Source organism: Planomonospora sp. ID91781 (genome assembly GCF_015711595.1).
Classification (GTDB): domain Bacteria; phylum Actinomycetota; class Actinomycetes; order Streptosporangiales; family Streptosporangiaceae; genus Planomonospora; species Planomonospora parontospora.
Genome location: NZ_JABTEY010000001.1, coordinates 2,221,438 through 2,247,774, shown reverse-complemented (window position 1 = coordinate 2,247,774; position 26,337 = coordinate 2,221,438). Strand labels below are relative to the sequence as shown.

Below are 26,337 nucleotides of genomic sequence, written 5' to 3'. Positions count from 1 at the left end.
ATGGAGACAGTGCAGGCGCCCGGCCGCCCGGGGGGCGACCTCGACGGCGCGCGCGGGCACCTCGACGCGATGCTGGTGGCCCTGGTCCGCGAGGGCGGCTCCGACCTGCACCTGACGGCGGGCGTCCCGCCCACCGTCCGGGTGGACGGCCGGATGCGGCAGCTGCCGGGCTACCCGCCCCTCGCCCCGGGTGACACGACGGCGCTGCTGCGCACGGTGGTGAGCGAGGAGCAGTGGCGCCACTTCGAGCGCCACCAGGAGTTCGACGTCGGCTACAGCATCGAGGGCGTCTCCCGCTTCCGCGCCAACCTCTACCGGCAGCGCGGCTCGTACGGGGCGGTCTTCCGCGCCATCCCGCACACGATCAAGCCGCTGGAGGAGCTCGGGCTGCCGGAGGCGGTGGCCAGGTTCGCCCAGCTGCCCCGCGGGCTGGTGCTGGTCACCGGGCCCACCGGCTCGGGCAAGACCTCCACCCTCGCCGCCTTGGTCGACCTGGCCAACCGCACCCGGTCGGGCCACATCGTCACCATCGAGGACCCGATCGAGTTCCTGCACCAGCACAAGATGTGCATCGTCAACCAGCGCGAGGTCGGCGCGGACACCGCGTCGTTCGCCGACGCGCTCAAGCACGCGCTGCGCCAGGACCCGGACATCATCCTGGTCGGCGAGCTGCGCGACCTGGAGACGACCTCCACGGCGCTGTCCGCCGCGGAGACCGGTCACCTGGTCCTGGCCACCCTGCACACGCAGAGCGCCGCGCAGACGATCGACCGCGTGATCGACATCTTCCCCCCGCACCAGCAGGCGCAGATCCGCATGCAGCTGTCCACGGCCCTGCAGGGCGTCGTCACCCAGACCCTGCTGCCGCGGGCGGACGGCCTCGGCCGCACCGTCGTGGCGGAGCTCATGGTCGCCACCCCCGCGATCCGCAACCTGATCCGCGAGGGCAAGAGCCACCAGATCCCTTCCTTCATGCAGGCAGGCGGCGGGGAGGGCATGCTCTCGTTCGACCAGCACCTGGCCGAGCGGGTCCGCCAGGGACTCGTCACCTTCGAGCAGGCGCTCGACATCTGCCACGCGGCGGATGACTTCAGGCGCCTCGTCGGATGGGCGTGACCCCGTGCCCGTGACCAAGACCTTCGAGTATCGGATGGGCGTGACCTCGTGCCGGTGACCAAGACCTTCGAGTACCAGACCGTCGACCTCGGCGGCAAGCGGGCCAAGGGCACCATCGAGGCCCCCAACGAGGCGGCCGCGGCCCAGCAGCTCCGCCAGCAGGGCCTCGTCCCCGTCTCGATCTCCGAGGGCGGCTCGCTGCTGCGCCGGGAGCTCACGATCCCCGGCCTCGGCGGCCGTACCACGCTCAAGGACCTGGCGGTCTTCACCCGCCAGTTCGCGACCATGACCGCCTCCGGCATGTCGCTGATGCGCTCGCTGTCGGTCCTGGAGGACCAGGCGACCAAACCGTCGCTGAAGAAGGCGATCAGCGAGGTGCGGGTGGACATCGAGGCGGGCGTCTCGCTCTCCTCGGCGCTCGGCAGGCATCCCAAGGTCTTCCCGGCGATCATGGTCGCGATGGTCAAGGCGGGCGAGGCGGGCGGCTTCCTCGACGGCGCGCTGGAGCGCATCGCCGTCAACCTGGAGAAGGACGCCTCCCTGCGCGGGAAGATCAAGGGTGCGATGACCTACCCGGTCATCGTCCTGGCCTTCACCGGGGTGCTCGTGGCCGGCGTGCTGGCCTTCATCGTCCCGGTCTTCGAGGGCATGTTCGCCCAGTTCGGCGGGGAGCTGCCGCTGCCGACGCAGATCCTCGTCGACGCCAGCCACAGCCTGCTCTGGTCGGGCCCGCTGTTCGTCGGCGTCGTGCTGGGGTCGGTCTTCCTGTTCCGGCGGGAGCTGGCGCGCAGACCCGCGCTGCGGCTCGCGTTCGACAAGGTGAAACTCCGCCTGCCGGTCTTCGGGAAGCTGTTCGCGAAGATCGCCGTCAGCCGGTTCTCCCGCAACCTCGGCGTCCTGCTGGGGGTCGGCGTGCCGGTGATGCAGGCGCTGGAGGTCGTCGGCGCCACCACGGGCAACGCGGTCATCTCCGAGGCGACGAAGGACCTGCAGTCGTCCGTCCGCGACGGCCTGCCCATGTCGGCCCAGCTCGCCAAGCACCCGGTCTTCCCGCGGATGGTCGCCCAGATGATTGAAGTGGGCGAAGAGAGCGGGCAAATCAGTCAGATGCTCGACAAGGTTGCCGATTTCTATGACAGAGAGGTCGACACGGCGGCGGAGTCGCTGACCGCCTCGATCGAGCCGCTCATGGTCATCGTCATGGGCGTCGTGGTCGGCGGCATGGTCCTCTGCCTCTACCTGCCGATGTTCACGATCTACCAGAACATCCAGGGCTAGCACGACCCTCACAGGCTTTCCGTGCGCGCCACGGAATGACCGGCCGCGAGGCCGGACCGGCGTCAGGGCGACCGTCCGGGACGTCACTCCCCATCCCAAAGAATGATTCACAGGAGTCTCACCATGAAGGCAACGCTCCGGCGTCTGCAGACGCGCGCGCACGGCGACCGCGGCTTCACCCTCATCGAACTGCTGGTGGTCGTCGTGATCATCGGCGTCCTCGTCGCCATCGCGATCCCGGTGTACATGAACTACCGCGAGGGCGCGGCCGACAAGTCGGCCCAGTCCGACGTGCGCGGTGCCATCACCGCCGTGGAGAACTACTACACGACGAACAGCAATGTCTACCCGACCACCGCGACACCGGACGCGACCACGAACGCGACGAAGGTCACCCTCAGCGGTGCGACCGGTACGACTGCTCAGGTCGTGACCGTCTCGGCCGGCACCACGCTCAAGTACAAGGAAGTCGGCACCGGCTACGTCATCTGCGCCATGAACAGCGGCGGCACGAAGAACACCGTGTACGAGTACAAGAGCGCCAACGGCGGCTCTGTCAAGAAGTCCGCCCAGACCACGGTCGACGCCTGCATCGGCAGCTGACCCTTATCCGGCGGGGCGACGCCCATATGACTGTCGCCCCGCCGGGCCCGCAGTGAGCCCACCGAGAGGAAGGAGAGACCCCGATGGACGCGCTCGTGCCCGCCCTGGCCGCCCTGCTCGGCCTGCTGGTCGGCTCCTTCCTCAACGTGGTCATCCACCGGGTGCCCCGGGCCGAGTCGCTGCTGCGGCCCGGCTCGCACTGCCCCGCCTGCTCCGCCCCCATCCGGCCCTGGCAGAACGTGCCGGTGCTGAGCTGGCTCGCGCTGCGCGGCCGGTGCGCCGCCTGCCGAGAGCCGATCAGCGTCCGCTACCCCCTGGTCGAGCTGGCCACCGCGCTGCTGTTCGCCGCGGTCGCCGCCCGGCTCGGCGCGACACCCGAGCTCCCCGCCTACCTCTACCTCGCCGCGGTCGCGGTGGCGCTCGCCATGATCGACCTCGACGTGCAGCGGCTGCCGAACGCGATCGTCCTGCCGTCGTACGCCGTCGGCGCCCTGCTCCTGCTCCCCGCGGCGCTCGCCGGCCCCGGCTGGACGGCCGCCCTGCGCGGCCTGGCCGCGATGGCCGCGCTGTACGCCTTCTACTTCGCGCTCGCCTGGTTCTACCCGGGAGGCATGGGCTTCGGCGACGTGAAACTCGCCGGGCTGCTCGGTCTCTACCTGGGCTGGCTGGGCTGGAGCGCGGTCGTGATCGGCACGTTCGCCGCCTTCCTGCTCGGCGGGATCGCCGGGGTGACGCTGCTGGCCACCGGCCGGGCCGATCGCAAGACCGCCCTGCCGTTCGGCCCGGCCATGCTCGCCGGCGCCCTGCTCGCCCTCTTCGCCGCCGGGCCGATCGCCGCCTGGTACGGCGCCCTCCTCCTCCCCTCCGCCTGACCTCACCGCCTGCCCCCCCGCCCCCGTGACCCGACCCCGCCGCCCGACTCCGATTCCACGACCCGCAGCCCGCCCCGGCGACCCGACCCCCGACCGCCTTCGACGACGAGGAGCACCTGATGGCCACCGTCAACCCCATCGGACTGGACATCGGTTCGATGTCGATCCGCGCGGTGGAGACCGCCCGCGGCAAGGACGGCCCGGTCATCACGAACTCCGGGATGGCCCCGCTCCCGCCGGGCGCCGTGCAGGGCGGGGTCGTCCACGACGCCAAGGCCGTCACCGCCGAGCTGAAGCGGCTCTGGTCGGCGACGAAGTTCCGCACCCGCAGGGTCGTGATCGGCGTGGCCAACCCCCAGCTCGTGGTCCGCGAGATGTCGGTGAGCAACCTCCCGGCCCGCGAACTGCGCCGGTCCCTGCCGTTCCAGGTGCGCGACGCGCTCCCGCTCCCGGTCGAGCGGTCGCTGCTCGACTTCTTCCCCCTGGAGGACCCGGGGACGCAGGAGACCGTGCGCGGGCTGCTGATCGCCGCCCCGAAGGACGCCGTGCTCACCGCCGTGCAGGCCGTCGAGCAGGCCGGGCTGCACGTCGCCCGCGTGGACCTCGCCTCCTTCGCGCTGCTGCGCGCCGCCTCGCGCCTGGACTCGCAGGTGGAGGCCATCGTCGACATCGGCGCCCGGTCGACGAGCGTCATCGCCCACACCGACGGCGTGCCGCTGATCGTCCGCACGCTCCCCCGCGGCGGCGCCGAGGTCACCGAGACCGTCGCCGCCCGGCTCAACGTCGACGTGCCGACCGCCGAGGAGCTCAAGTGCCGCATCGGCGTCCGCGACGACCAGGACGGTGAGGAGGCCGCCGCCTCGGTGATCCGCGAGGCCGTACGGCCCCTCATCGGCGAGATCCGCAGCTCCTTCGCCTACCTCGGTTCCGGCAGCAAGCCGACCCGCGTCACCCGGATGGTGCTGTCCGGCGGCGGCTCCCTGATGCCCGGCCTGGTGGAGATGCTGCACGCGCAGCTCGGCATCGACGTGGTACCGGGCGACCCCACGGTGCGCCTCCGCCAGGGTCGCCGCGCCAAGCACGACAACCTCGACCGGTTCCGCGCGGCCGCCGCGGTCTCGATCGGCCTCGCCATGGGAGCAGCAGCCTGATGACCACCACCCTCACCCCGCCCGAGTCCGGAGCCCCGATCCTGGACCCGTTCCGGCCGCTGCCCATCGCGGCCGACCTGCTCCCACCGGAGATCACGGCCGCGCGCCGGGGCCACCGGGCCCGCGCGGTCGTCCTGTCCGCCCTCGCCGTGTTCGCGATGCTGCTGGCCGGCTGGTACGTCGTCGCCCGCCAGCAGACCGCGGAGGCCGAGGAGACCGTGGCCGTCGCCCAGGCCGACGTGCAGGACCTGATCCGGCAGCAGCGGGAGTTCTCCGACCTCGTCACCGTCCGGTCGCAGGCCGAGACGATCGGGACGCGGCTCTCCACCCTGCTCGCGAACGACCTGCGGTGGGCCACCGTGCTCTCCTCGGTCCGCAAGGCCGCGCCCGCCGGAGTGGAACTCGTCAGCGTCAACGGCAAGGTCGACGAGCGGGGCGCCGAGGCGGCCGGCTCCGAGCAGCTCAACACCTCGGGCGAGAACCTGGTCGGCGAGCTGAGCATCACGGGCACGGCCGGCGGCAAGCAGGCCGTGACCGAGTACGTCGACGCGCTCGGCGGGATACCCGGCCTGGGCAACCCGCTCCTCACCGACGTGCGCGAGGAGGAGTCCGGCGTGGGCTTCGCCGTACGCGCCGACATCACCGAAGCCGCCCTCGGCGGCCGGTACACCGACCCCGCCGACACCGCGGACACCGCCAAGAAGGGGGACTGATGTTCTCGGGACGCACGGACCGGCTCTGGATCATCGGCGGCGTCCTCGCCGCCGCCGTCCTGCTCGTCGCCGGCTGGTTCCTCCTCATCAGCCCGGAGAAGGCCGAGGCCGACCGCCTCCACGGGGACGCCGAGACCGCGCAGGCGCAGGTGGCGACCCTGCGCAGCAGGCTCGCCGACCTGGAGCGGGAGAACGCCGACCTGCCGCGCTACCGGTCCGAGCTGGCGGAGGCCCGCAAGGCGCTGCCCGCGACGGCGGACTCGGAGAAGTTCCTGGAGCAGCTCCAGCAGGCGGGCGAGGCGGCGGGCGTCTTCCTCCAGGGGGTCAACGTCGGCGAGCCCGCCAAACTCGAAGGCGACGACGCCGTGATGCACCACCTGCCCGTGGCCGTGACGGTCACCGGCGGCGCCGCCGAGACGGAGGAGTTCCTGGACCAGATCCAGCGGGTGCAGCCGCGGGCCGTACTCGTCGAGAGCATCACGCTCGGCGGCGGGAACGACGAGGACACAGAGGGCGGCGGCGCGCTGAGCACCGTGGTCAACCTGCAGATCTTCGTCGCCCCGCCGGACGGGGCGAAGCCGGCCCCGGCCGCCGCTTCCCCGACCGCCGACGGAAGCGGCTCATAGCGACCCGACGGGCAGCACGCATCAGTGTGATGACCCGACGGGCGGAACGCAGCGGTGTGACGACCCGACGACGGAGGGCGGTGCCCGGAAATCCCCCGCGAGTGCTAATCGGCGGCCCGCAGCCGCCGATCGGTACAGGTAGCCCGTCCTTCGAGGACGGCGCCCAGACGACGAACCCAGGAGGCGTGATGCCAGCCGGTCGAGCCGACCGCCGGGCGGCCGGGGCGCGCACCGCGCCCCCGGCCCTCGCCGCCGTGCGCGGCCGCGGGCCCCGGGTCCTCACCGCCGTGTGCGACCGGGCGTCCCGGGAACCCGCCGCCCTGCACGGCCGGGCGTCCGCAAGGCCCGTACGCGGTGACGGCGAGGCCGGCTTCACCCTGATGGAGGTGTTGGTCTCCATGGCGGTGATCGGCACCGTCATGGCGTCGCTGACCGTGTTCTTCACCAACTCGCTGGCCTTCACCGGCCAGCAGCGCAGCAGGCAGGTCGCCGCCCAGCTGGCCGGCGACGGCATCGAGCGGGCGCGCGCGCTCAAGGGATCGGCGCTGCTCGCGGGCCGGGGGAAGCTGCGGGTGACGGACCAGTGGCAAGAAGCCACCGGTCCCGCCGGGCCCGACGATGTGAAGAAGCACCTGCAGGCGACGCAGCCCGACTGGGACCCGATCCTGTTCGCCGGCTCCGACGCCGGAGCCTCCGCGCCGCTGCCGACCGAGCCGGAGAAGGTCTCGGTCAACGGCGTGGAGTACACCCGGAACTGGTACGTCGGCCGCTGCCGTCAGCAGGCCTCCCCCCTCGCCGGATCCGCCGCCGAGCGCGCCTGCACCGACCCCCGGGACGGCGACCCCGATCCCGGCAGCGCGGACGTGCCGTTCTTCCGCGTCGTGGTCGCGGTGGAATGGAGGCACAAGGGCTGCGCCTCCGAGAAGTGCGTGTACGTCACCTCGACCCTGGTGAGCCCGGCATCCGAACCGATCTTCAACGTCAAGCGGACGCCGCCCGCCGTGACCAACCCCGGCGCCCAGTACGGCTACCGCGGCACCGACGTGAACCTGCAGCTCGTCGCCACCGGAGGACGGCTCCCGCTGACCTGGTCGGCCGCCGGTCTGCCCGCCGGGCTGAGCATGTCCACCGGCGGCCTCGTCACCGGCCGCCCGACGGCGCCCGGGACCTCCCCCGTGACCTCCGACGTGACCGTCACCGTGACGGACCGGCAGAAGGACGCCGACGACGTCCAGTTCACCTGGACGGTCTTCGACCTGCCCGCGCTCACCGACCCCGGAGACCAGGTGACCCGGGCCGGCACGGCGGTCTCGCTGGCGATGCAGGCGACCGGGGGCCGGCCCGCGCTGACCTGGTCGGCCACCGGCCTGCCCGCGGGCCTGTCGATCGACGCTTCGACGGGCCGCATCTCGGGGACCCCGACCGCCTACGGAACGACGACGGTGACGGTGCACGTCACCGACAAGGGAGGGAAGACCGACGCGGTGACGTTCACCTGGAAGGTCCTGACGCTGGAGCTCGCCGAGGCGAACGCCCGGGCGAGCTACATCCGGGACAAGGTCGACGGGGTCCGGATCAGGGCCACCGGCGGCGACGGGCCGTACACCTGGCGCGCCCGGAACCTGCCCGAGGGTCTGGAGATCGACCCGGCGACGGGCGAGATCTCCGGCACCGCCTGGCAGGGCACCCGGTACCTCACCACGGTGTACGTCAGGGACAGCGCGGGCGACGAGATCTCCACCACGTTCCCCTGGCGGGTCCGGCCGCGCCAGCCGAACGACCTCAGCGTGACGCTCCCGGACCCGGCCGCCCCCGACCGGACCGGCGCGGCCGGTGTGCAGGTCACGCTGGCCGCCGAGGCCGAGGGCGGGAGCAACAGCGGCTACAACACCTGGTCGGCGGAGGGGCTGCCGCCCGGACTCTTGCTCACACCCGTCGGCTACCAGGACGCGAGGATCACCGGCAGGCCCACCACCCGGGGCACCTACACCGTCACGCTGCGCGTGGAGGACTCCACCAACAAGGCGGCGACGCTGATGTTCACCTGGGTGGTGCGGTGATGGGCCCGGCGACGCGCGGGAAACCGTACCCGGACCGGACCGGGTCCCGACGTCCGCACCCCGACCGGACCGGACCCCGGCAGCCGCATCCCGACCGGGCCGAGTCCCGGCGGCCGCTCCCGGGCCGGAGCCGCCGGACCCGCTCCGGAGACCTCCGGCGGGTCCGGCCCGCCGGGGACGCGGGCCTCTCGCTGACCGAGGTGATGGTCTCCATCTCCCTCATGGGCGTGATGATGGTGATCTTCACGACCGGCGTGCTCCAGGTATACCGGGCCGTCAACGGCGTCGAGGCCCTGTCTGCCTCCCAGTCCCAGCTGCAGACCGCGTTCCAGCGGCTCGACAAGGAGATCCGCTACGCCACCTGGATCTCCGAGCCGAGCGTCCCGATCCGGGACAACCGGTATGTGGAGTTCGCCTATGTGGAGCCCGCCGAGCAGGACCCGCAGACCGGGCAGGTGGTGAAGCCCCCGCAGGCGATGTGCGGGCAGCTCCGGCTCGACCTGAACCGGGGAGTCCTGCAGCTCGTCCGGTGGACTCCCGGCTCGCCGCCCGCGGAGGGCAGGCCTGGTGAGACGCTGGCCTCGGAGATCGCGGTCGACGACCTGCTCGAGGACCGGCCGAGCGGGACCGCGAAGGCACCCTTCGTGCTCCAGCCCGCCGGGTCCCGGGACCTGTACGACGGGTCCGGCAGGAGAGCCTCCGGAGCCGACTTCACACCCGACTTCCACCGGCTGGAGCTGCACCTGACCAGCAGCGTGGGCGCCGGGGAGCACGCCCGCACCTCGAACCTCGACGTCGCGTTCACCGCGCTGAACACGTCCCGGGAGACCCCGGCCGCCAACGTCTGCGCCGAAGGAAGACCTCAGTCGGAAGGAAGACCGTCGCCGTGACCCGCACCCTACGCCGGAGGGAGACCGCCGTGACCCGCACGCCGAGGGGCGGCCGTCCGCGGCGGGGCCTCCCCCGCACCGCCTCCGACCGGGGCTCCATGCCCCTGGCCCTGCTGCTCACCCTGGTCGGCATCTCGCTGAGCGCGCTGCTGGTGCCGGTGGTGGTCAACCAGATGACCGCCACCCGCACCGTCACCGAGCGCGTCCAGGCGCTGCACGCCGCCCAGGCCGGCGTCGACGTCGCGGTCGGGCAGATCCGCGCCGCCGCCGACGCCGCCGGCAACGGCCTGGTGGAGCGGCTGCCCTCGTGCGATCTGACGGGCGGCCTGTTCTCCGAGGACGGCACGGACTCCCCCCGCTACCGGGTGAAGATCACCTATCGTGACGCCGCCGGCGAAAAGCTCGACTGCGCCCTGACGGACGTGCCGGCCACCGCGTCGATCGAGTCCACCGGCACCGAGGCCCCGGACGCCGCCTTCGCCGCCGATACGGCGGGCCCACGGACGATCAAGGCCACCTACGCGTTCCAGACCACCAACGCGAACATCGTCGGAGGGGCCATCCCCGTCGCCCAGCCGGCCTCGCCGCAGCTCTGCATGGACGCCGGACCCGACGCGTCCCCCAAGGCGGGAACCCTGCTCCAGATGCAGAAGTGCCAGCCCGGCGCCAGCCGGCAGCGGTTCGCCTACACCGAGGACCTGAGCCTCAAGCTGGTGGGCTCGGAGACCCCGGAGCCCGAGAACGCCTCGGAGACCGAAGGCGCCCCGCTGGGCATGTGCCTCGACGCGGGCTCCCCGCAGAAGACCGGGGCGAACGTGACGTTCCAGCCGTGCAAGGGCCGCACGCCGCAGCAGCAGTGGAGCCTCAACGACAACTCGAACTTCCAGGGCACCGGCAACGGCGTCACCTTGAACTCCTTCTGCTTCAACCTGAAGAACCCGGGCGCGCCCGGGGGCGTCGTCCTGGGATCGTGCGGCACCACCCTGAACAAGCAGGTCTTCCGCGCGCAGACCGGCGTCGGCACCGGCATGGCGGGAGTGCCCACCGGGCAGCTCGTGAACTTCCGGCAGTTCAGCCGGTGCCTGGACGTCACCGACTTCAACGTCACCCGCCCTTACATGATCGTCTGGTTCTGCAAGCAGGCCCCCGACGGCAACGTCCGCTGGAACCAGAAGTGGTCGTTCCCCAAGGCCACCCCCACGGGCACCACCGGCCGCATCCGCACCGTCAACGACGCGGGCGCCGGGTACTGCCTGCGCAGCCCCGCCTCCACCGCCGCCAACCAGTACGTCACGCTGGCCGCCTGCACCGCCACCGGCACCCTGGCGGACAACCTCACCTGGACCCTGTACGGCAACACCGGCGACTACACCACCAGCTACCGCATCGTGGACCGCTACGGGAACTGCCTGACGCCGACCGACCTCGACGCGCTCCAGCCCGACACGCACAGCGACGGCACCAGCAAGGCGAAGGTGGCCGTCTGCGACAGCTCCGAGCTGCAGAAGTGGAACGCCCCGGCCAACCTCAACCGGCCGCTGCCGCTGACGGACATCACCGAGAAGTGAACCGGCGGGACGCCCTCCCGGCGGACCGGCGGCGGTGCGGCCCGCATGCGGGCGGGACCGCACCGGTCCGCCGGGCGGAATCGAGGGTCCGGCCTAATAATCGGCCGGCACGGTCCGATGAGAGCACCATGAACCACGGGCGCCTGCGGGCCGGTCTCCCCCTCGCGGGACCCCCCGTCCTCCTCCTCGCCGCGCTCGGCCTCACCGCCCGGCCGTCCCCCGTCACCCTGGCCGCGACCGCCCTGCTGTACGGCACGGCGGTGCTCCTGACCCGCAGGCGGGCCCGGCAGCGGGTCCGGTCGCTCCGGCACGCCGCCGAGGCCGTACTCGCCTCGGACGACCGCGACGCGCGCGTGGGGTCCGGTCACGGAGGCGAGCTCGGCGCGCTGGGCCGCGTCATCGACGCCATGCTCGACACGATCGCCGCCCAGCGCGCGGAACTGGACCGGGCCGCCGCCGCGCGGGAGGAGCAGCTCCATGCCGTCTACGCCGAACGGCGGCTCAACGAGCAGCAGGCCCGCGAGCGCGCCCAGAAGATGATCAACAGCAGCATCTCGGCCATCATGGGCGAGCTGGAGGTCGTGGCCGGCAAGGCCGAGGAACTGCGCGCCGCCGCCGACGTCATCGACGAGCGGGTCGGCGCCACCGACGCGCTGACCCGGCAGGTCGTCGAGCGGGGGCGCCGGGCCGGCGACACCGTCGAGCAGCTGGAGGCGAGCCTCCGCGAGGTGGAGGGGATGGCGCAGGCCATCTCGAACGTGGCCGCGCAGACGCACCTGCTCGCGCTGAACGCCACGATCGAGGCCGTGCACGCGGGCGAGGCGGGCAGGGGGTTCGGCGTGGTGGCCGACGAGGTCAAGGAACTGGCCATGGCGACGACCCGGTCGACCGAGGAGATCACCTCCATCGTCCGCTCGCTGGAGGCGAACGCCGGCGCCATGACGAGCGCGCTCACCGGCATGGCCGGAGGCGTCGACGACCTCGACACGGCCACCGCACAGGTCGGCGCCATGACCCGGCAGCAGCACTCCGGCGTCCAGCTGGTGCAGGAGTACCTCGACCGGGCGATCCGCCGGATCTCGACCATGACGCGGCTGAGCGAGCAGCTCGAACGGCGCAACGCCCCCCGCGCGCCGATCGGCGGCGAGACCCGGATCCGCCTGGGCGGCGGCAGCCACCCGGCACGGATGATCGACGTGAGCACCACCGGCCTCCACTGCTCCCTCCTGCCGGACAGCCCTCTCAAGCAGGGCGACCTCGTCGAGGTCGACCTCCCGCTGCCGGGGGAGCGGCCCCTGGCCCTGAGCGCGACCGTCGTCCACCGGAGGGCGCACGACGGCACCGTGGAGATCGGCCTGCACTTCACGGACGTCCCGCAGGCGGCCGAGGACCGCGTCCACCGCTACGTCGTCGCGGCCCTCAGCGACCTCGGCTGACGGTGAGGACGCGGGCGGGCGTCTCCCGGCGGGCCGCCCGCGGGCGGTGGCGGACGGCCACGACGCGTACGAGACGTACACCGATCGGCGGGACCTCCATGTTCGCCGGGAACGCGACGGGAGCGGAGCCGGTCCTCGGCCTGTGCAAGGCTTCTCCGGAGTCGGATACGCCCTCACCGCGTCGGAGATCGCCCCTCAGGCGCGCGCCGGAGCCCGGCTCACCGAGGCGGTCGGCACCCGGGACTGCGACTGATCGGGGCTTGAGTCTCAAGCCGCTCGAGATCCCATAGTGGCGGTATGGACGACAACGAGCTGTACCCGATCGGGGACGTGGCGCACCGGACCGGTCTGAGCGTCAGCGCCATCCGGTTCTACTCCGACACCGGGATCATCGCACCCACACGCGTGACCGAGGCGGGTCACCGGCTGTACGACGTCCGCGCGATCGCCCGCCTGGAACTCGTCCGCACCCTCCGCGACCTGGACGCGGGCCTCGACGACATCCGCCGGCTCCTCGGCGGTGAGACGTCACTGCACGATCTCCTCGCGGCCCATCTGGAGCTCGTCGAGCGCCAGGAACGCGTCCTCCGGGCCAGACGAGCCGTACTGAGGACCCTTGTCGAGCAGGGCGGTACGGCCGCGCAGGCGGCCCTGATGCACAGACTCGTCTCGATGTCCGACGAGGAGCGCGAGCGCCTCATCGACGATTTCTGGAACGAGGTCGGCGAAGACCTCGACGTGCCCCCGGGATTCGTCGACCGGTTGCGGACGATGCGGCCGCGTCTGCCCGAGGACCCCACCGCCGCCCAGCTCGAAGCCTGGATCGAGCTGGCCGACCTGGTGCAGGGTGAGGGGTTCCGCCGCGCGGTCCGCTCCTACCTCCGGGAGACCTACGCCGCGTTCCCGGGACGGCGCCTGGCCGCGGCACCGGTGTGGGACTTCGTCCACGGGGAGGGGGCGGAGATCGGGGAGGAGATCCTGGAGGCGTACCGTTCCGGGCTGCCGGTGGACTCTCCACGGGCGCAGGAGCTGGTCGTCCGCATGGCGGACACGGCGGCCGAGGCCGCCGGCGGGCAGGCCACAGCCGAATCACGTGACCGGCTGGCCACGGCCTTCCTCCTGATGGAGGAGATGCGACGCGAAGCCTCCCAGGAGGAGGACCGGTACGACTCCACCCACGGCAGGTACCTGTCCCTGGTGGCCCTGATCAGCGGGACTCCTCCCGCTGCGGACGAGGAGGATCCCGCGCTCTTCGCCTGGATCGCGGCGGCTCTCCGTGGCCCGGACCGGCGTGGGAGCGAACCGGGCACGCCGGAAGGACGAGACGGACGAGCTCGGCGGCCGACCCGGTCGCGCTGATCACGACCGGAGGGCGGTGGCGGTTCGACCCGCTCTCAGGCTTCCTGCCCCGTGTACGGCTCGCAGCCGTGCTGCGGGGGCTACTCCTGGTGGACGTCGGCACGGGCCTCGCTCCCGAGCCGGGCGTAGGCCGCGGGTGGCATGCCGACCGCGGCGGTGAAGTCGCGGGTCAGGTGGGCTTGGTCGGTGTAGCCGAGTTCGGCGGCCAGCGCGGCGAGGCCGAGGCCCTCACGGACCCGTTCCGCGGCCTCGTGCAGCCGGAAACGGCGGATCACCCACTTGGGGCCGACACCGACATAGTCCCGGAACAGCCGCTGCAGCGAGCGCACCGACCGCCCCGATCCGGCGGCCAGCTCGTCGACCCTGGTCACGGACACGTCGCTTTCCGCCGTCGCGACCAGCGCCGCGACCTCCTCGACCAGCGGATCCCGCTCAGGCCCCCGCCCCAGCAGGAACGCCTCGGTGAGCGCGACGGCCGACCGGGGGCGGGGCTCGGCCAGCACCTGCTCGGCCAGGGCCGCACCCGCTGTGCCGTACATCTCGCCGATCTCCGTGAAGTGGCCGGTCAGCTCGGAGACCGGGCCGCCGAGGAACGGGCGGAAGCCGCCGGGCCGGAAGCGTGCGCCGAGAACGCGTCCACTGCCCCGCATCGTGTAGGAGAACCCGCCCCTGATCACCCCCGCGATCCGGTGGAAGTCCGGGCCGATGATCATGTTCACGGTGGGATGCGAGACGATGCGCTGTTCGTACGGCTCGGCGAGACCGGTCCAGGTGACGGCCCAGAAGTGTTCCACGTACGCCGAAACCCCGGGTGACGGCGCATGGCGGATGAAATCGAAGGCGCCGAGCCCCCCGTACGGGTCGACCCAGCCGCGCCGTCGCGTTTCTACAAGCCGCGCCCGGGGTGAGCGGGCCATCCTGGCTGCCATGGACGACATGATGCCGCTGATGGCGCGCGCCACCGAACGCACCTCGGAACTGGTGCGTGCGGTTCGGCAGGAGCAGTTCGGGTCGCCGACGCCGTGCGTGGAGTTCGACGTCGGAGATCTGATCAACCATCTGGAGTGGGTGGCGGAGCTGTTCGAGTCGCTGGGGTGCAAGGGGCCGTACGTCGAGCAAGGGCCTTACGCGGGCGACTTCCCCGAGCGGGCGCGGCGCACGCTCGCCGCCTGGTCGCGGCCCAGGGCATGGGAGGGGACCAGCCCTGCGATGGGCCTGCCGATGAGCACGCTGGCCCACATGTACCTCGTCGACCTGGTGGTGCACGGCTGGGACCTGGCCAGGGCCACCGGTCAGCGGTACGAGCCGGAGCCCGGGGCCGTCTCGCGGGCGCTGGACTTCACCGGCCGGATGGTGCAGACGGGCAGGCAGCGTGGCGTCTTCGGGCCGCCGGTGGCGGTGCCGGCCGACGCCCCGGAGTTCGACCGCCTGCTCGGCGTCATCGGCCGGGATCCGTCCTGGACATCGTGATCTTCTCCGCTCGCTGCGGCTGCTGCTCGGGCGGAAACCGTCCAGCGGTGTGCCGACCGAACGGCCGGCTGGCCGACGATGCGCCGTACCACTCCGGAAGACATCACCGGCACGGGGTGAACGTCCCGTTCCCCGCTGATCCGGCCGGCCGCCTGGTGCAGGTCTCGCCCACGCCGCGCCACCGCGATCGTCCAGGCCATCGTCGTCCTTCAGCTCATCGAAGAAGACCGCTACTCAGGATGAAAAACACTCAGTCCCGGAAAAGCCGGAGACCTGTACAAGGCCATCGCCGTCCTGCAGAACTGCGAGATCACCCGAGGATGAAAAATCCTCAGTGTTCGAGGATAGTCAGGAATGGTCGGAACGGCGGCCGTCAACACCCCTGACCTGCACGAACATATTCGAACAAAGTCGGACACGTAAAAAGTTGCCGCGAGCCGCCACCGCAGCGCAAGATCTCTCTCGGTCGGGCCGCGCTCCAGCGGGACCGCCGTCATCGATGAACCTCTTTCATCCTCCTCCGCCGGCCGGCTCGTCCTGGTTTGCGGTTTCAGGATGAAAAAGGATCAGGCATAACCTCAGGGTCAAGCGAAACATGGTAGAAGCAATCGCCCTCCAAGGAGGAATGGTGACAGCCGGCAGACTCCGCATGCTCGTCCCCGCACTGACCGCTGCCCTTGCGGCCACCGTCCTGACCGGCACCGCCTCTGCGGTCGCCGATCCCGGCATCCAGCCCGCCGAACCTGCGGTTTCCGCTGCAAACTGCTGGGACCCCTCTCTCAGCTGGGACTATTACAACGGGCATGCGCATTTCAGCAGCGGCACCTGGTTCCGTAGTGGTCCCTATGCCAGCTGTGGCGGTTACAAGACGACCAGACAGGGGTGGGCGATGGCCGGATGCCGGTTCGTCAACAACTACGGCAACGTCTGGTATCACACCGATGAAGGATGGGTGTACAGCGCCAACGTCACTTGGCCGTACGGTGACACCCCGACGAGGAGTTGCCCCGGGGGCTGACGTTCTCCCGACCGACCTGGCACCCCGAGTGGAAAGGGGCCGACCTGATCGGGCCTCCCTAGAGGAGCTGTTCCGGATGCATTAAACGATCAGGTCGATGCGTCGGGAAGAAAAGCCAGAGAAGCCTTCTCGAAGGCGCCCCAGCGCAGTGGGCGCCTTCGAGATGAAAAACGCTCCTTGTAGACGCCGGTCAGCGCGGCAGGCTCGACCTCCAGGCCGACCTCACGGACCTCGCGGATCAGGCCGGACTCGATGTCCTCGTCCCGCTCGAGGATGCCGTCGAGGACCTCCCGGTGGCCGAGTTCCTGGGCCTGGCGACCGGCGCCCCCGCGATCTCGTTGGTACCTGATCAACGGGCAGCCGGTCGAGACGGCCGTCTCCTACCTGCCCGCCGACAGCGCCACGGTCATGTCGACCAACGCCTACGTGTTCTCGTACGGACTTCCTGCGCGATAGGTCTTGACCGACCCGACAGACGGAGGACTCGATTCTCTCGATCATGTCCGAGATGATGCGCCCAGAGAAGACAGAAGGCGTGCGAGAACACGAAAAGCCTACAAGGCAGGGCTGATCTGATAGTTCTCTCGCATATCGATCACGCGGCGTGGGCCTCGAACCAGAGGGAATCCAAGTCGTCACCCGAGGTGATGCGGACATCAGCGTCGAGAGCGGCGGCCAGATGCCGCAGCAACGCGACGGTGGGCGTCGTACCGCCCTCCTCGATGCACTCGATCTCGTCCTCGGTCATGTCCGCCCGCTCGGCCAGTTCGGCCACGCTCAGACCAAGGGCCGTACGCCGATCGTACAGCGCCTTACCGAAGGCCAACGCCTCACGGATCGCCACTCGCTCAGGGTCGTGGATCTGCGTCTCGGGACGCACCCAGCGGGTGTGGTAGCCGGCCATCACACCTGCCTCTCGTAGGTCTCGGTCACCGGTTCCCAATGATCACGCTCACAGATCTTCTGCGCCCGGACCACCCGGTCGATCTGTCGTTGATCATGCTGCTTGGTCTTACGGAAAACCGTAAGCAACACGATGATCCTGTCTGGAGTACACCAGTACGTTACCCGAGCTGCAACATCACGAAGCCGTATCCGCAGCTCCCACACAGGGCCTTCCAGATGATCCGACCACGGCCCGCCGAGTTCGGCACCCTATCTCCGCGAGAAGATCGACCACCTCGTCGACCCGCTTGAAGTCACCGTCACTGAGGGAGTCGAGCCACTCGCGGACTTCAGGTTCGATCTCGAAGTCGTACAGTTCCCGCGCCACCTCAAACCTCCTCGCCGCAATCTCGCCGAGGATAATGAACCGATCGCACACCGTGAGCGGTTTCCCCGCAGGCAACCAGGACGATCTTCTCCGGCATCACGTCCGACACGGCAGTGCCCAGGACGTGGAGATCGCAAAGCCAGCTTGCTGAGCCCGACGTGTATGCGCGCGACGCCGTGGAGGCACCCGTTCCGATGAACCGCACCCGCAACGGCAGCGCATCGCATCCATATCGACCGAGAGGGGCACCGCCGGAGAAAACCTGATGGTCATGATCAACGCCCGTTCTGCAGCGTCCAGCGTCTACGGCCGTCGTGGGACGGAAGACCGACCCATCGCCGGGAAAGTGAAAGGCCAGGTCAGACGATGTCTGACCTGGCCTTCGGTTGGTGCCCCCTGCAAGATTCGAACTTGCGCTCCCGGCTCCGGAGGCCGGTGCTCTATCCCCTGAGCTAAGGGGGCCAACGAGTCATTAGGTTACCAGCATCCGGAGGCTGCTCGACACTCGTTAGGCGAAGCAGATGATCTCAGGGGGCGGAGGGGTCAGCGGGTGGAGGGCCGGACGGCTCCGCGGTAGCGGGCGCGGTAGTAGGAGGAGCCGGCGAAATCCACGGTTCTGACGACGTCACCGGTCTTGGGGGCGTGGACCATGGTGCCGTCCTCGAGGTAGACGCCGACGTGGGTCGGGTCGCCGGAACCACCTCCGAAGAAGACCAGGTCGCCCGCGCGGAGCTGGGAGAACGGCACGCGGCGGCCCTGGCGGAACTGGCTGCCGGTGTAGTGGGTGAGCCGGACCCCGGCCTTGGACCAGGCGTGCAGGGCGAGCCCGGAGCAGTCGAAGCCCCCGCGGGTCGGTCCCCTGCCCGACCCGCCGCCCCATACGTACGGCGTGCCGAGCTGGCGCAGGGCGGCGGCCGCCGCGGTCCGGCCGGGGGTCAGACGGCGCTGGATCCCGAGCGGCCTCGCCGGCGATCCGGATTTCCGGCCCTCCGACGACCCGGGCTCCCGCTGCCGGGGCACGGACGGCCGTTCCGCCGGCGTGAGCTCCTCCGGCCCCGGCGAGGGGCGAGGATCCCGCCGGGGCCGGGGTTCAGCCTCACCGCCCGGCGTGACTCCAGGCCCGGGTTCGGCCTCACCGCCCGGCGTGACTCCAGGCCCGGGTTCGGCCTCACCGCCCGGCGTGACTCCGGGCCGGGGTGCGGGTTCCTCCGCAGGCGCGGCGCCGATCGGCCGGAGGGCGGCCTCCGCCCCGGGGCCGGGCAGCGATCGGGGTCCGGGGCTCCAGGCGGCCGGAGGCTCCCACCAGGACGATGGGCCCGGTCCGTCCGAGGGCCCGGCGCTCCGGCCGTCCTCGCAGGCCGCGACCGCCAGGGCCCACACCTCCTCGGGGATCCAGCGCTGAACGTGACCCGGGAGCCCGTGGAGGTGAGCCGGGCACCACGGCCGCGTGTGGAAGGCTCCAGGACCACCCGCGGGTGCGGCGGCGAGGGCGGCGGCGACGGTGAGAGCGACGATCATGTGCGGACCTCCTGGGCTCGTTGGACGACCGAGCCCAGGATCCGCAGAACGGGATGATCACAAATGAACCGAGTCCGGTTCTGTGGATGACCCGCCAGACGCTCCGTCGCCTGTGGACGGGAGGGGAACGCGTATCCCGGAAAACCTCGCATGATCGTTGCCGAGGGGTTAGCTTGGCGGCCGTGGACGAGTTTCTGGGCAAAGTACTGGTCGTGGACGACGACGAGGTCATCCGGCAGCTCATCGCGGTCAACCTGACGCTGGAGGGCTTCCAGGTGGAGACCGCCCTCGACGGGCAGGACTGCCTGGACCGGGTGCCGGACGTGCGGCCCGACGTGATCACTCTGGACGTCATGATGCCGAGGCTGGACGGCTGGACGACCGCCACCCGGTTGCGCGGCGGCGACGGCACCGGTCACATCAGGATCGTCCTGATCACCGCTCGGGCTCAGGAGGAGGACAAGCGGCGGGGCATGGAGATCGGGGTGGACGCCTACCTCACGAAACCGTTCGACCCGGCCGAGCTCATCCAGGTCGTCCGCGACCTGGCCCCCAAGAAGGACTGACCCTCCTGGAGCCCCGAGAGGGACCGGCCCGCCGGGGACCCTCGAGGGGAACGGCGGCCCTCCGGAAGCGGAGCCGTCTCAGAGGAGGCCCGCCCTGCGGGCCGCGGCGACGGCCTGGGTGCGGGAGGCGACGCCGAGCTTGCCCAGGATGTTCGAGACGTGCACGCTCACCGTCTTCGGGGCGATGAACAGCCGCTCGCCGATCTCCCGGTTGGGCAGCCCGTCGGCCACCAGTGCGAGCACCTCCCGCTCGCGGCCCGTCAGCGCCGTCCGGTCCGGGCCGGCCGGCTCCGGCTCGGACCTCCGGACCGGGCCGAAGCGCGCCCGCCGTCCCAGCGCGGCCAGGGAGTCACCCAGCGGCCGGGCGCCGAGGGACTCGGCGGTCTTGACGGCCTGCTCCCACTCCTCCAGCGCGGCGGCGCGGTCGCCGGCGGCCAGCAGCGCCTCGGCCAGCCGCCACCGGGAACGCGCGACCTCGTAGACGAACCCGTAGTCGAACGCCTCCGCCACCGCGCGCCAGGCCCCGGCGTCGAGCCTGCCGTGGACGCGGTGCCACTCGGCCTCGGCCCGCAGCAGCCAGGCCGTACCCTCGCGTCCCATCCCCGTCCGCGCCGCGCTCCGCGCCCGGTCGAGCAGCCTATCGGCCCCGTCGGCGCGGCCCAGCTCGGCCAGCGCCCACAGGCCGATCGCGGCGATGCGGATGCTGCCGGTGTCGGAGGGCTCCAGGACGCCGAGCACCGCGGTGACGTGGTCCAGTGCCCGCTCGGGCTCCCCCCGCCACAGGGCGTGCTCGGCGGCCAGCCCCCGGGACATGTACGCCACCAGGGAGTCCCGCCAGAACGGCCGGAGCCAGGCCAGCCGCTCGTCGACCTCCGGCACGCCCATGGCGACCTCGACGAAGAGCGCGAACGAGGACAGGATCGCCTCGGGGATCGTGCCGACCCGGCGGCCGAACCCGGCGGCGCGGGCCTGCTCCCACTCCCCGGCCGTGTAGTGGATCAGGAAGCGGAGGAACCGCAGGTCGGTGCCGTAGGTGCTCCACGACAGGCCGGTCTCGGCCGCCAGCCGGATGCCGCGGTCGGCGGTCGCGGCGGCCTCGGCCATGGCGCCCCGCTCGAACTGGATCCGGGTGTAGTGGAACAGCCCCCGCAGGTCCATCGCGAGGTCACCGGACTCCTCGGCCGCGACCTGGGCGAACAGCTCCTCGGCCCGGTCCCGGTCGCCGTCGAACTCCGCGCAGGAGGCGAGCATGATCAGCGCGCTCTTCTCCGCGTCCCGGGCCCCGGCGGCACGGGCCACCTCCAGGGCCCGCCCGGCCAGCGGCTCGGCTTCGGCGTGCCGCTCGGTCCAGAAGACGGTCCGGGCGAAGGTCGCCAGCGCCCGGCCCAGCAGCGGCCCCTCGGGGGCCGCCTCGACGGCGGCCTGGGCGATCTCCAGCGCCTCCGTCTCCTGGCCGGCGTCGTAGAGGTAGTAGGCCAGCCGTTCGCACGCCTCCGCCGACGGCGGCAGCGCCCGCACGTGCGCGACCGCCCGGTGGTTGTCGCCCATGTCGGCCGCCGCGGCGGCGGTGCGCAGCGCGAGACGGGTGTGGTCCGTCCCGGTGAGGCGTTCGGCGTCGGCGACCCGCTCCCAGAGGCCGAGTGCCCGCTCGAAGTGGCGGTGCGCCTCCGCGGGGGCGCCGAGCCGCTCGGCCCGGCGGCCCGCCTCGACCGAGGCGGCCAGCGCCCCGGCGAGGTCGTGGGCCGCCAGGTAGTGGTGGGCGAGCTCCGCCGCGCTGGCGTTCCGCGCGGTCAGCAGCCGGGCGAACTCGGCGTGCAGGCGGGTCCGCTCACCGGGCAGCAGGTCGGTGTAGACGGCCTCCTGGAGCAAGGCGTGGCGGAAGGCGTAGCCGTACTCGCCGGACGGGCGGATGAGTCCCCGCGAGACGATCTCCCGCATGGCCTCCTCGAAGGCCAGCTCGTCGAGACCCGAGGCCTCGCGGAGCAGGTCGTGGTCGGCCTTCCGCCCGGCGACGGCCGCGCCGCGCAGCACCCGCTGGGCGGACTCGGAGAGCAGTTCGGAGCGGGAGAGCAGCAGGCTGGCCAGGCCGTCGGTCATCGCGCAGCCCTCGGTCGCCGCCTCCAGGAGCTCCTCGGCGTAGAACGGGTTGCCCTCGGCCCGGTCGACGACCTCGTCGATCATGCGGGCGTCGGTCCCGCCGAGCAGGGCGACGTAGTCGGCCATCTCGCCGCGGTCCAGCGGGCTCAGCTCGACGGACGTCACCGAGGGGAGGCGCTTGAGCTCGGCGAGGACCCGGCGGAGCGGGTGCCGGCGGTGGATGTCGTCGGTGCGGTAGGTGCCGACCAGGCAGACGCGCTCGCCCTGGAGCATCCGGCTGAGGAAGACCACCAGGTCGCGGGTGGACTGGTCGGCCCAGTGCAGGTCCTCCAGGATCAGCAGCACGGGCTGGGCGGACAGGAAGCCGAGCACCGAGCCGAACAGCTGCTGCTGGGTGAGGGCGGAGGCGCTCTCCGGCCCGGCGTCGGTGCCGCCGGGCAGCAGCCTGCCGAGGACGGGCCGCGCGTCGAGCGCCGCGCGCAGTTCTCCCCGCACGTCGCGCAGGGCGTCGGCCAGCGGGAGGTACGGCAGGGCGTCGCCGAGCTCGGCGCACTGCCCGACGAGTACGGCGAAGCCCTCCGCCCGCGCCCGTTCGGCCAGCTCCGTGACGAGCCGCGTCTTGCCGATGCCCGCGTCTCCGCCGACCAGGGCGACCCCGGCCGTCCCCTCGGCGGCGGCGCGTAGCACGGCGAGCAGGCGATCGAGCTCCCCCAGTCGCCCTACCAGCGTGCTTTGCACCTTTTGCGGCTCCACGTCGGCGAGTATCCCACGGACCACCGACGTCCGGATTGGTCCGCCGGGGGCGCTCCGGATTGGCCTTCCCCCCGATGGGCGTCCCGCGCCTATGGTCGGGGCATGGTCTCGTTCTCCACGCTCCTGCTGTTCTCGGCGGCGTCCCTGGCGCTGGTCCTCGTCCCCGGCCCGAACCACCTCTACATCGTCGCCCGCGGCGTCGCCCAGGGCCGGGCGGCCGGGATGGCCAGCGCCTTCGGCGTGGAGGTGGGCACCCTGGTGCACATCGCCGCGGCGGCTGCCGGGCTCTCCTACGTGATCGCCCGGTCGGCGACCCTGTTCAACGCGGTCAAATGGGCCGGGGTGGCCTACCTGCTCTACCTGGGGGTGCGGGCGCTGACGAGCCGGCCGGAGCCGGAGGTCCGGGAGACCGCCCCGCAGCCGCTGCGCTCGATCTTCCTCGAAGGGGTCGTCGTCAACGTCCTCAACCCCAAGGTGATCCTGTTCTTCCTGGCGTTCCTGCCGCAGTTCGTGGACCCGGCGGCGGGCGCGGTCCCGCTGCAGATCGCCGTCCTGGGCGGGACGCTGCTGCTCCTGGGGCTGCTCTCCGACATGGTCTACGCCGCGGGGGCGGGTGCGCTCGGGCGGCGGCTGCGGAGCCGGGCGAGGCTGCTCGGCCGCGCCAGCGGGGTCGTCTACCTGGGGCTCGGCGTCGCGACCGCGTTCTCCGGCCGCTCGGTCTGATCACCCCGATCCCCCCGAACCCGGCCGCAGTCACCCGAACCCGCCCACGGTCACACGCGGCTCCCCGGCCGCCCGGTCTGATCCGCCCGATCGCGCGGGGCCGGGTCCACCTGGTCGCACAGGTCGTCCAGCAGGCGGGCCAGCGGGCCGGGGGCGGCGAGCACCCCCAGGTGACCGCGGCGCGGGAGATGGATCAGCCGGCCGTTCCTGCAGGCCCGCAGGAAGGCCCGCTCGTCCGCCCGGAACGGGTCGCGGGCGCCGTTGACCAGCCACACCCGCCCCGGATACGCGGCCAGCGCCGCGAGCTGGTCGTGCCCGGCGACGGCCTCGACCACCTGGGGCGCGACCTCGCAGGACAGCCCGCCCGCCACGAGCGCCTCGCCCGCCGGACCCGGCAGCAGGCGGCGCAGGCCGTACGCGCTGATCCGGTTCGCGAGCCCGGGGTCGCGCGCGGCGAGGGACGCCACGGACCGGTAGATCCCGGCGCGGCGGCCCGGGAAGGCCGTGCAGCCCATCGCGACCAGCCCCGCCACCCGGCCGGGGAACCGCCCGGCGGCGGCGATCCCGACGTAGCCGCCGAGGGAGAGCCCGGCCACGACGGCCCGCCCGCCGCTCCCCGCGACGCCCTCGATCGCGTCGGCCACGGCCTGTACGGCCGACTCCATGGTGAAGGGCTCCCCCCTCCTGCTCCCGTGCCCGGGCAGGTCGACGGCGGCCGAGGGCCGGCCGAGACGGGACCTGACCGGGTCCCACATGGTCGCGCTGACCCGGATCCCGTGGACGAAGACGATGGGCACCATGACGGACCTCCCGCACCAAATAATGCAACGCACCGTTGCGTTGCTATTATCACCACATGGCACCGCGCAGGGAACAGGAGATCTTCTCGGCCACGCTCGGCCTGCTCGCCGAGAAGGGTTACGAGGGGCTGACCGTGGAGGGCGTGGCGGAGCGGTCGGGGGTGAACAAGACCACGATCTACCGGTGGTGGCCGTCGAAGGCGGCGCTGCTGGCCGCCGCGCTCATCGAGGCCGACGTGCTCACACTGGACCCGCCGGACACCGGGAGCCTCAGGGGCGACCTGGAGGCACTGGTCGGACAGGTCGCCGCGCTGCTCACCCGGCCTCCCGCCGCGGACGTCGCGGTGGCCGCGCTCGGTGCCGCCGTGCACCACCCCGAGCTGGCGGACGTCGCCCGCCGCTTCTTCGCCGACCGCCTCGCCCGCGAGGAGCGGGTGTTCGAGCGGGCCGGACGGCGCGGCGAGCTCGCCGACGGCGCCGACCCCATGATGATCATGGATCTGCTGGGGGGAGCGGTGTGGCTGCGGGCGGTCTTCCGGGGACTCCCCGTCGACGAGGGCTTCGCCGCCGAGGCGGTCCGGACCGTCCTCGGCGGAGTCTCCCCGGAACGCCCCCGGGACCTCGACTGAGTCTTCCCGGGACGCCCCCGAGACCCCGCCACCGGCAGCCGCCCCGAAACCGCGGCCGAGCCGCTCCGGAACGCCCCCGAGACCCCGCGACCGGCTGAGCCGCTCCGGAACGGGATCCGCGCGGGCCCGCCGGGAGCGCGCCGGGGACCCGGGCCGACGCGCGGGCCGTACGGGCTCAGCCCGTGAGCGCGCCCGGGATCCGGTCCAGGATCGGGTACGGCAGGAGCCCGTAGGCGAAGAAGTCGACCGCGCCGGCCCCGGCGGCCCGGACGGCCCGGACCTTCGCGGCGAGGCGGTCGGCCGAGTCGGTGTCGGGCGGACCCGGCCGGAGCACCACCCGCAGCTCCCGGTCCTTGCCGGTGGAACGCCGGTAGGCCGCCACGTCGTCGGCGACCCGGGCCGCGTCGCGGGCGTACGCCAGGACGCCGAGCGAGGGCACCAGGTCGCCCAGCGCGACCAGGTCCACGCCGAGCTGCCAGGAGTCGTGCGCGGCGAGACCGGAGGAGGGCAGCCCGTCGGCGTAGCCCTTCACCGATCCGGTGCCGTCCAGGAAGACCAGCCGGGAGCCCTCGGCCGAGACCGCCGCCGAGACCTCGGAGACCAGCGAGGTCACCGTCTCGGAGCGGGCCCGCGCGTAGGCCACCACCTCGGGCCCGGCGTAGGCGGTCAGCGCCGCCCGGGTCACCTCGCCCTGCGCGGGCGGGTCCCCGCCGAGCACGCCGTCCACGATCCTGGCGCACTCCTGGCGCGCGGCCTCGGCGTCGACGCCCAGGTCCGCGGCTCGGCGCAGGCAGAATCCGCAGAAGCAGAGCCCGAACAGGAAGGCGTCCATCGGCCCGAGCGGGACGGCGCTCCGGTCGTGCCGGCACCCCTGCCCGTAGGGCGCGAAGTGCAGGGCCTCGGCGACCACGCCGTCGACGCCCTGCCGGGCCACCGCCCGGCCCAGCGCCACCGCGTAGAGGCGGACGTCGGGGTGGGACGGGCACAGGTCCTCGGCCGAGGCCGCGTCGCCGAAGCAGTTGCGCACGGTCACGTCGGGGCAGGCCTCGCCCAGAGGGGCGCTGCGCAGGAAGGCGGCCCAGCCGTGCAGCCGGAGCCCCCGCTCGGCGGTGGCGCGCCGCAGGGCCGCCAGCGGCTCCTCCTCCGCCCCCGCCTGGACCGGCGGGACCAGGCGCAGGCCGCCGAAGAGGTCCTCGGGCGGGGCGAAGTGCGCGCCGTCGCCGCGGACCGTCACCCGGGACGAGCCGTGCGGGGTGACGTCGCGGGTCCGCCGGGAGGCCGCGGCCACGGTCACCCCGGTCACGCCGTACCCGGCGATCCGGTCGAGGACCTGCTCCGATCCCTCCCCCCGCACGTCCTCCACGTGGACGTACACAGAGCTGTCCAAGCCGCCTCCCGGTGCGCAGTCGCTCAGACTCTAACGCCCCTTGTAGGCCACGAAGTCGATCTCCACGAGGATGTCCATCAGCTGGGAACCGACGGTCGTGCGGACCGGGTAGGGCTTGGTGAAGTAGGACTTGTAGACCTCGTTGTAGGCGCCGAAGTCGCGCTTGAGGTGCTGCAGGTGGACCGTCGACTTCACCACGTCGTCGAAGCCCAGGCCGTGCGCGGCCAGGATCGCGCCGAGGTTGCGCATCACCTGGTGGGTCTGCGTCTCCACGTCGGTCCCGACGACCTCGCCCGTCACCGGGTCCAGCGGCCCCATGCCCGAGGTGTAGACGAAGTCGCCGACCACGAGGCCCTGCGAGTAGGCCCCGACCGGCGCAGCGCCCTCGTCGGTCCGCAGTTCGAGCTTCTCGCTCATGTCACCCGTCCTCA

27 protein-coding genes, 1 tRNA gene and 2 pseudogenes are annotated in these 26,337 nt (G+C 72.2%); 18 read left to right on the top strand and 12 right to left on the bottom strand.

Annotated features, from left to right (window positions below):
• The 12 genes from HS048_RS10280 to HS048_RS10225 all read left to right on the top strand — a co-directional run bounded on the left by HS048_RS10280 (position 1) and on the right by HS048_RS10225 (position 13,672).
• Entirely contained in the window at positions 1-1,116 is a 1,116-nt protein-coding gene (locus HS048_RS10280) for a type IV pilus twitching motility protein PilT (protein ID WP_068894706.1), read from the top strand.
• Positions 1,117-1,170: 54 nt separating this feature from the next.
• Positions 1,171-2,394 (top strand): type II secretion system F family protein, encoded by a 1,224-nt coding sequence (locus tag HS048_RS10275; protein WP_196466814.1) that lies wholly within the window; start codon positions 1,171-1,173, stop codon positions 2,392-2,394.
• A gap of 123 nt (positions 2,395-2,517) precedes the next feature.
• Entirely contained in the window at positions 2,518-2,997 is a 480-nt protein-coding gene (locus tag HS048_RS38785; protein ID WP_196466813.1) for a type II secretion system protein, read from the top strand.
• A gap of 83 nt (positions 2,998-3,080) precedes the next feature.
• Positions 3,081-3,869 carry an A24 family peptidase gene (locus HS048_RS10265; protein WP_196466812.1) on the top strand — a complete coding sequence of 263 codons (789 nt, stop codon included), beginning with the start codon at positions 3,081-3,083 and terminating at the stop codon, positions 3,867-3,869.
• A gap of 119 nt (positions 3,870-3,988) precedes the next feature.
• Entirely contained in the window at positions 3,989-5,020 is a 1,032-nt protein-coding gene (pilM, locus tag HS048_RS10260; protein WP_196466811.1) for a type IV pilus assembly protein PilM, read from the top strand.
• The gene (locus tag HS048_RS10255; RefSeq protein ID WP_196466810.1) at positions 5,020-5,733 is read left to right on the top strand and encodes a PilN domain-containing protein; all 714 of its coding nucleotides are present in this window, start codon (positions 5,020-5,022) and stop codon (positions 5,731-5,733) included. Before pilM ends, HS048_RS10255 begins: the two co-directional genes overlap by 1 nt.
• Positions 5,733-6,359: a type 4a pilus biogenesis protein PilO gene (gene pilO / locus HS048_RS10250; RefSeq protein ID WP_196466809.1), complete on the top strand. Its 627-nt coding sequence runs from the start codon at positions 5,733-5,735 to the stop codon at positions 6,357-6,359. Before HS048_RS10255 ends, pilO begins: the two co-directional genes overlap by 1 nt.
• A 188-nt stretch (positions 6,360-6,547) precedes the next feature.
• Entirely contained in the window at positions 6,548-8,419 is a 1,872-nt protein-coding gene (locus HS048_RS10245) for a putative Ig domain-containing protein (protein WP_196466808.1), read from the top strand.
• A gap of 203 nt (positions 8,420-8,622) precedes the next feature.
• Positions 8,623-9,309, top strand: coding sequence for a type II secretion system protein J (locus tag HS048_RS10240; protein ID WP_196466807.1), 687 nt, complete (start codon positions 8,623-8,625; stop codon positions 9,307-9,309).
• 29 nt (positions 9,310-9,338) lie between these two features.
• Positions 9,339-10,877, top strand: coding sequence for a ricin-type beta-trefoil lectin domain protein (locus HS048_RS38780; protein ID WP_196466806.1), 1,539 nt, complete (start codon positions 9,339-9,341; stop codon positions 10,875-10,877).
• 128 nt (positions 10,878-11,005) lie between these two features.
• Positions 11,006-12,313, top strand: a complete 1,308-nt coding sequence (locus tag HS048_RS10230; RefSeq protein WP_196466805.1) for a methyl-accepting chemotaxis protein — start codon at positions 11,006-11,008, stop codon at positions 12,311-12,313.
• 297 nt (positions 12,314-12,610) lie between these two features.
• Positions 12,611-13,672, top strand: a complete 1,062-nt coding sequence (locus HS048_RS10225) for a MerR family transcriptional regulator (RefSeq protein ID WP_196466804.1) — start codon at positions 12,611-12,613, stop codon at positions 13,670-13,672.
• Between the two features lie 80 nt (positions 13,673-13,752).
• Here the strand turns inward: HS048_RS10225 and HS048_RS38775 are convergent, their stop codons facing one another.
• Positions 13,753-14,589, bottom strand: a complete 837-nt coding sequence (locus tag HS048_RS38775) for a helix-turn-helix domain-containing protein (RefSeq protein WP_307832550.1) — start codon at positions 14,587-14,589, stop codon at positions 13,753-13,755.
• A gap of 10 nt (positions 14,590-14,599) precedes the next feature.
• On the opposite strand from HS048_RS38775, the gene HS048_RS10215 reads away from it, so the two are divergent.
• The 3 genes and pseudogenes from HS048_RS10215 (at position 14,600) to HS048_RS10210 (ending at position 16,160) form a co-directional block, all read left to right on the top strand.
• Entirely contained in the window at positions 14,600-15,142 is a 543-nt protein-coding gene (locus tag HS048_RS10215; RefSeq protein WP_196466802.1) for a TIGR03086 family metal-binding protein, read from the top strand.
• A gap of 56 nt (positions 15,143-15,198) precedes the next feature.
• Positions 15,199-15,312: pseudogene (locus HS048_RS37035) on the top strand (IS5/IS1182 family transposase); the annotation flags it as partial.
• Positions 15,313-15,767: 455 nt separating this feature from the next.
• Positions 15,768-16,160 carry a hypothetical protein gene (locus HS048_RS10210; protein ID WP_196466801.1) on the top strand — a complete coding sequence of 131 codons (393 nt, stop codon included), beginning with the start codon at positions 15,768-15,770 and terminating at the stop codon, positions 16,158-16,160.
• An 89-nt stretch (positions 16,161-16,249) separates the two neighbouring features.
• Here the strand turns inward: HS048_RS10210 and HS048_RS10205 are convergent, their stop codons facing one another.
• The 7 genes and pseudogenes from HS048_RS10205 to HS048_RS38770 all read right to left on the bottom strand — a co-directional run bounded on the left by HS048_RS10205 (position 16,250) and on the right by HS048_RS38770 (position 18,453).
• Entirely contained in the window at positions 16,250-16,513 is a 264-nt protein-coding gene (locus HS048_RS10205; protein WP_196466800.1) for an NUDIX hydrolase, read from the bottom strand.
• 242 nt (positions 16,514-16,755) lie between these two features.
• On the bottom strand, positions 16,756-17,064 hold the full coding sequence (locus HS048_RS10200; protein WP_196466799.1) for a helix-turn-helix domain-containing protein: 309 nt from the start codon (positions 17,062-17,064) through the stop codon (positions 16,756-16,758).
• Positions 17,064-17,195, bottom strand: a complete 132-nt coding sequence (locus HS048_RS38060) for a hypothetical protein (RefSeq protein ID WP_255529715.1) — start codon at positions 17,193-17,195, stop codon at positions 17,064-17,066. The genes HS048_RS10200 and HS048_RS38060 overlap by 1 nt, the downstream gene beginning before the upstream one ends.
• A gap of 15 nt (positions 17,196-17,210) precedes the next feature.
• A pseudogene (locus tag HS048_RS37030) lies at positions 17,211-17,270 on the bottom strand (type II toxin-antitoxin system RelE/ParE family toxin); the annotation flags it as partial.
• Positions 17,242-17,484 (bottom strand): hypothetical protein, encoded by a 243-nt coding sequence (locus tag HS048_RS37025; protein ID WP_230881786.1) that lies wholly within the window; start codon positions 17,482-17,484, stop codon positions 17,242-17,244. The gene HS048_RS37025 and the pseudogene HS048_RS37030, both read right to left, overlap by 29 nt.
• A gap of 336 nt (positions 17,485-17,820) precedes the next feature.
• Positions 17,821-17,895, bottom strand: a tRNA-Arg gene (locus HS048_RS10190).
• Positions 17,896-17,976: 81 nt separating this feature from the next.
• Positions 17,977-18,453, bottom strand: coding sequence for a C40 family peptidase (locus HS048_RS38770; RefSeq protein WP_307832413.1), 477 nt, complete (start codon positions 18,451-18,453; stop codon positions 17,977-17,979).
• A gap of 680 nt (positions 18,454-19,133) precedes the next feature.
• Between HS048_RS38770 and HS048_RS10180 the strand changes: the two genes are divergently transcribed.
• The gene (locus HS048_RS10180) at positions 19,134-19,517 is read left to right on the top strand and encodes a response regulator (protein WP_307832412.1); all 384 of its coding nucleotides are present in this window, start codon (positions 19,134-19,136) and stop codon (positions 19,515-19,517) included.
• Between the two features lie 78 nt (positions 19,518-19,595).
• Here HS048_RS10180 and HS048_RS38510 read toward each other — a convergent pair whose 3' ends face one another.
• A complete protein-coding gene (locus HS048_RS38510) occupies positions 19,596-22,367 on the bottom strand; it encodes an AAA family ATPase (RefSeq protein WP_307832411.1) in 2,772 nt (923 codons plus the stop codon).
• Between the two features lie 102 nt (positions 22,368-22,469).
• Here HS048_RS38510 and HS048_RS10170 point away from each other — a divergent pair, with 102 nt between their 5' ends.
• Positions 22,470-23,090 carry a LysE family translocator gene (locus HS048_RS10170; RefSeq protein WP_068894680.1) on the top strand — a complete coding sequence of 207 codons (621 nt, stop codon included), beginning with the start codon at positions 22,470-22,472 and terminating at the stop codon, positions 23,088-23,090.
• A 50-nt stretch (positions 23,091-23,140) separates the two neighbouring features.
• Here HS048_RS10170 and HS048_RS10165 read toward each other — a convergent pair whose 3' ends face one another.
• On the bottom strand, positions 23,141-23,890 hold the full coding sequence (locus HS048_RS10165) for an alpha/beta fold hydrolase (protein WP_196466796.1): 750 nt from the start codon (positions 23,888-23,890) through the stop codon (positions 23,141-23,143).
• Positions 23,891-23,946: 56 nt separating this feature from the next.
• Here HS048_RS10165 and HS048_RS10160 point away from each other — a divergent pair, with 56 nt between their 5' ends.
• Positions 23,947-24,519: a TetR/AcrR family transcriptional regulator gene (locus HS048_RS10160; RefSeq protein WP_196466795.1), complete on the top strand. Its 573-nt coding sequence runs from the start codon at positions 23,947-23,949 to the stop codon at positions 24,517-24,519.
• A 175-nt stretch (positions 24,520-24,694) separates the two neighbouring features.
• On the opposite strand, the gene HS048_RS10155 is transcribed toward HS048_RS10160, so the two are convergent.
• Both HS048_RS10155 and HS048_RS10150 read right to left on the bottom strand, forming a co-directional pair.
• Positions 24,695-25,906, bottom strand: a complete 1,212-nt coding sequence (locus HS048_RS10155) for a hypothetical protein (protein ID WP_196466794.1) — start codon at positions 25,904-25,906, stop codon at positions 24,695-24,697.
• Between the two features lie 30 nt (positions 25,907-25,936).
• Positions 25,937-26,323: a Rid family detoxifying hydrolase gene (locus tag HS048_RS10150; protein WP_068894676.1), complete on the bottom strand. Its 387-nt coding sequence runs from the start codon at positions 26,321-26,323 to the stop codon at positions 25,937-25,939.
• Positions 26,324-26,337 lie beyond the last annotated feature (14 nt).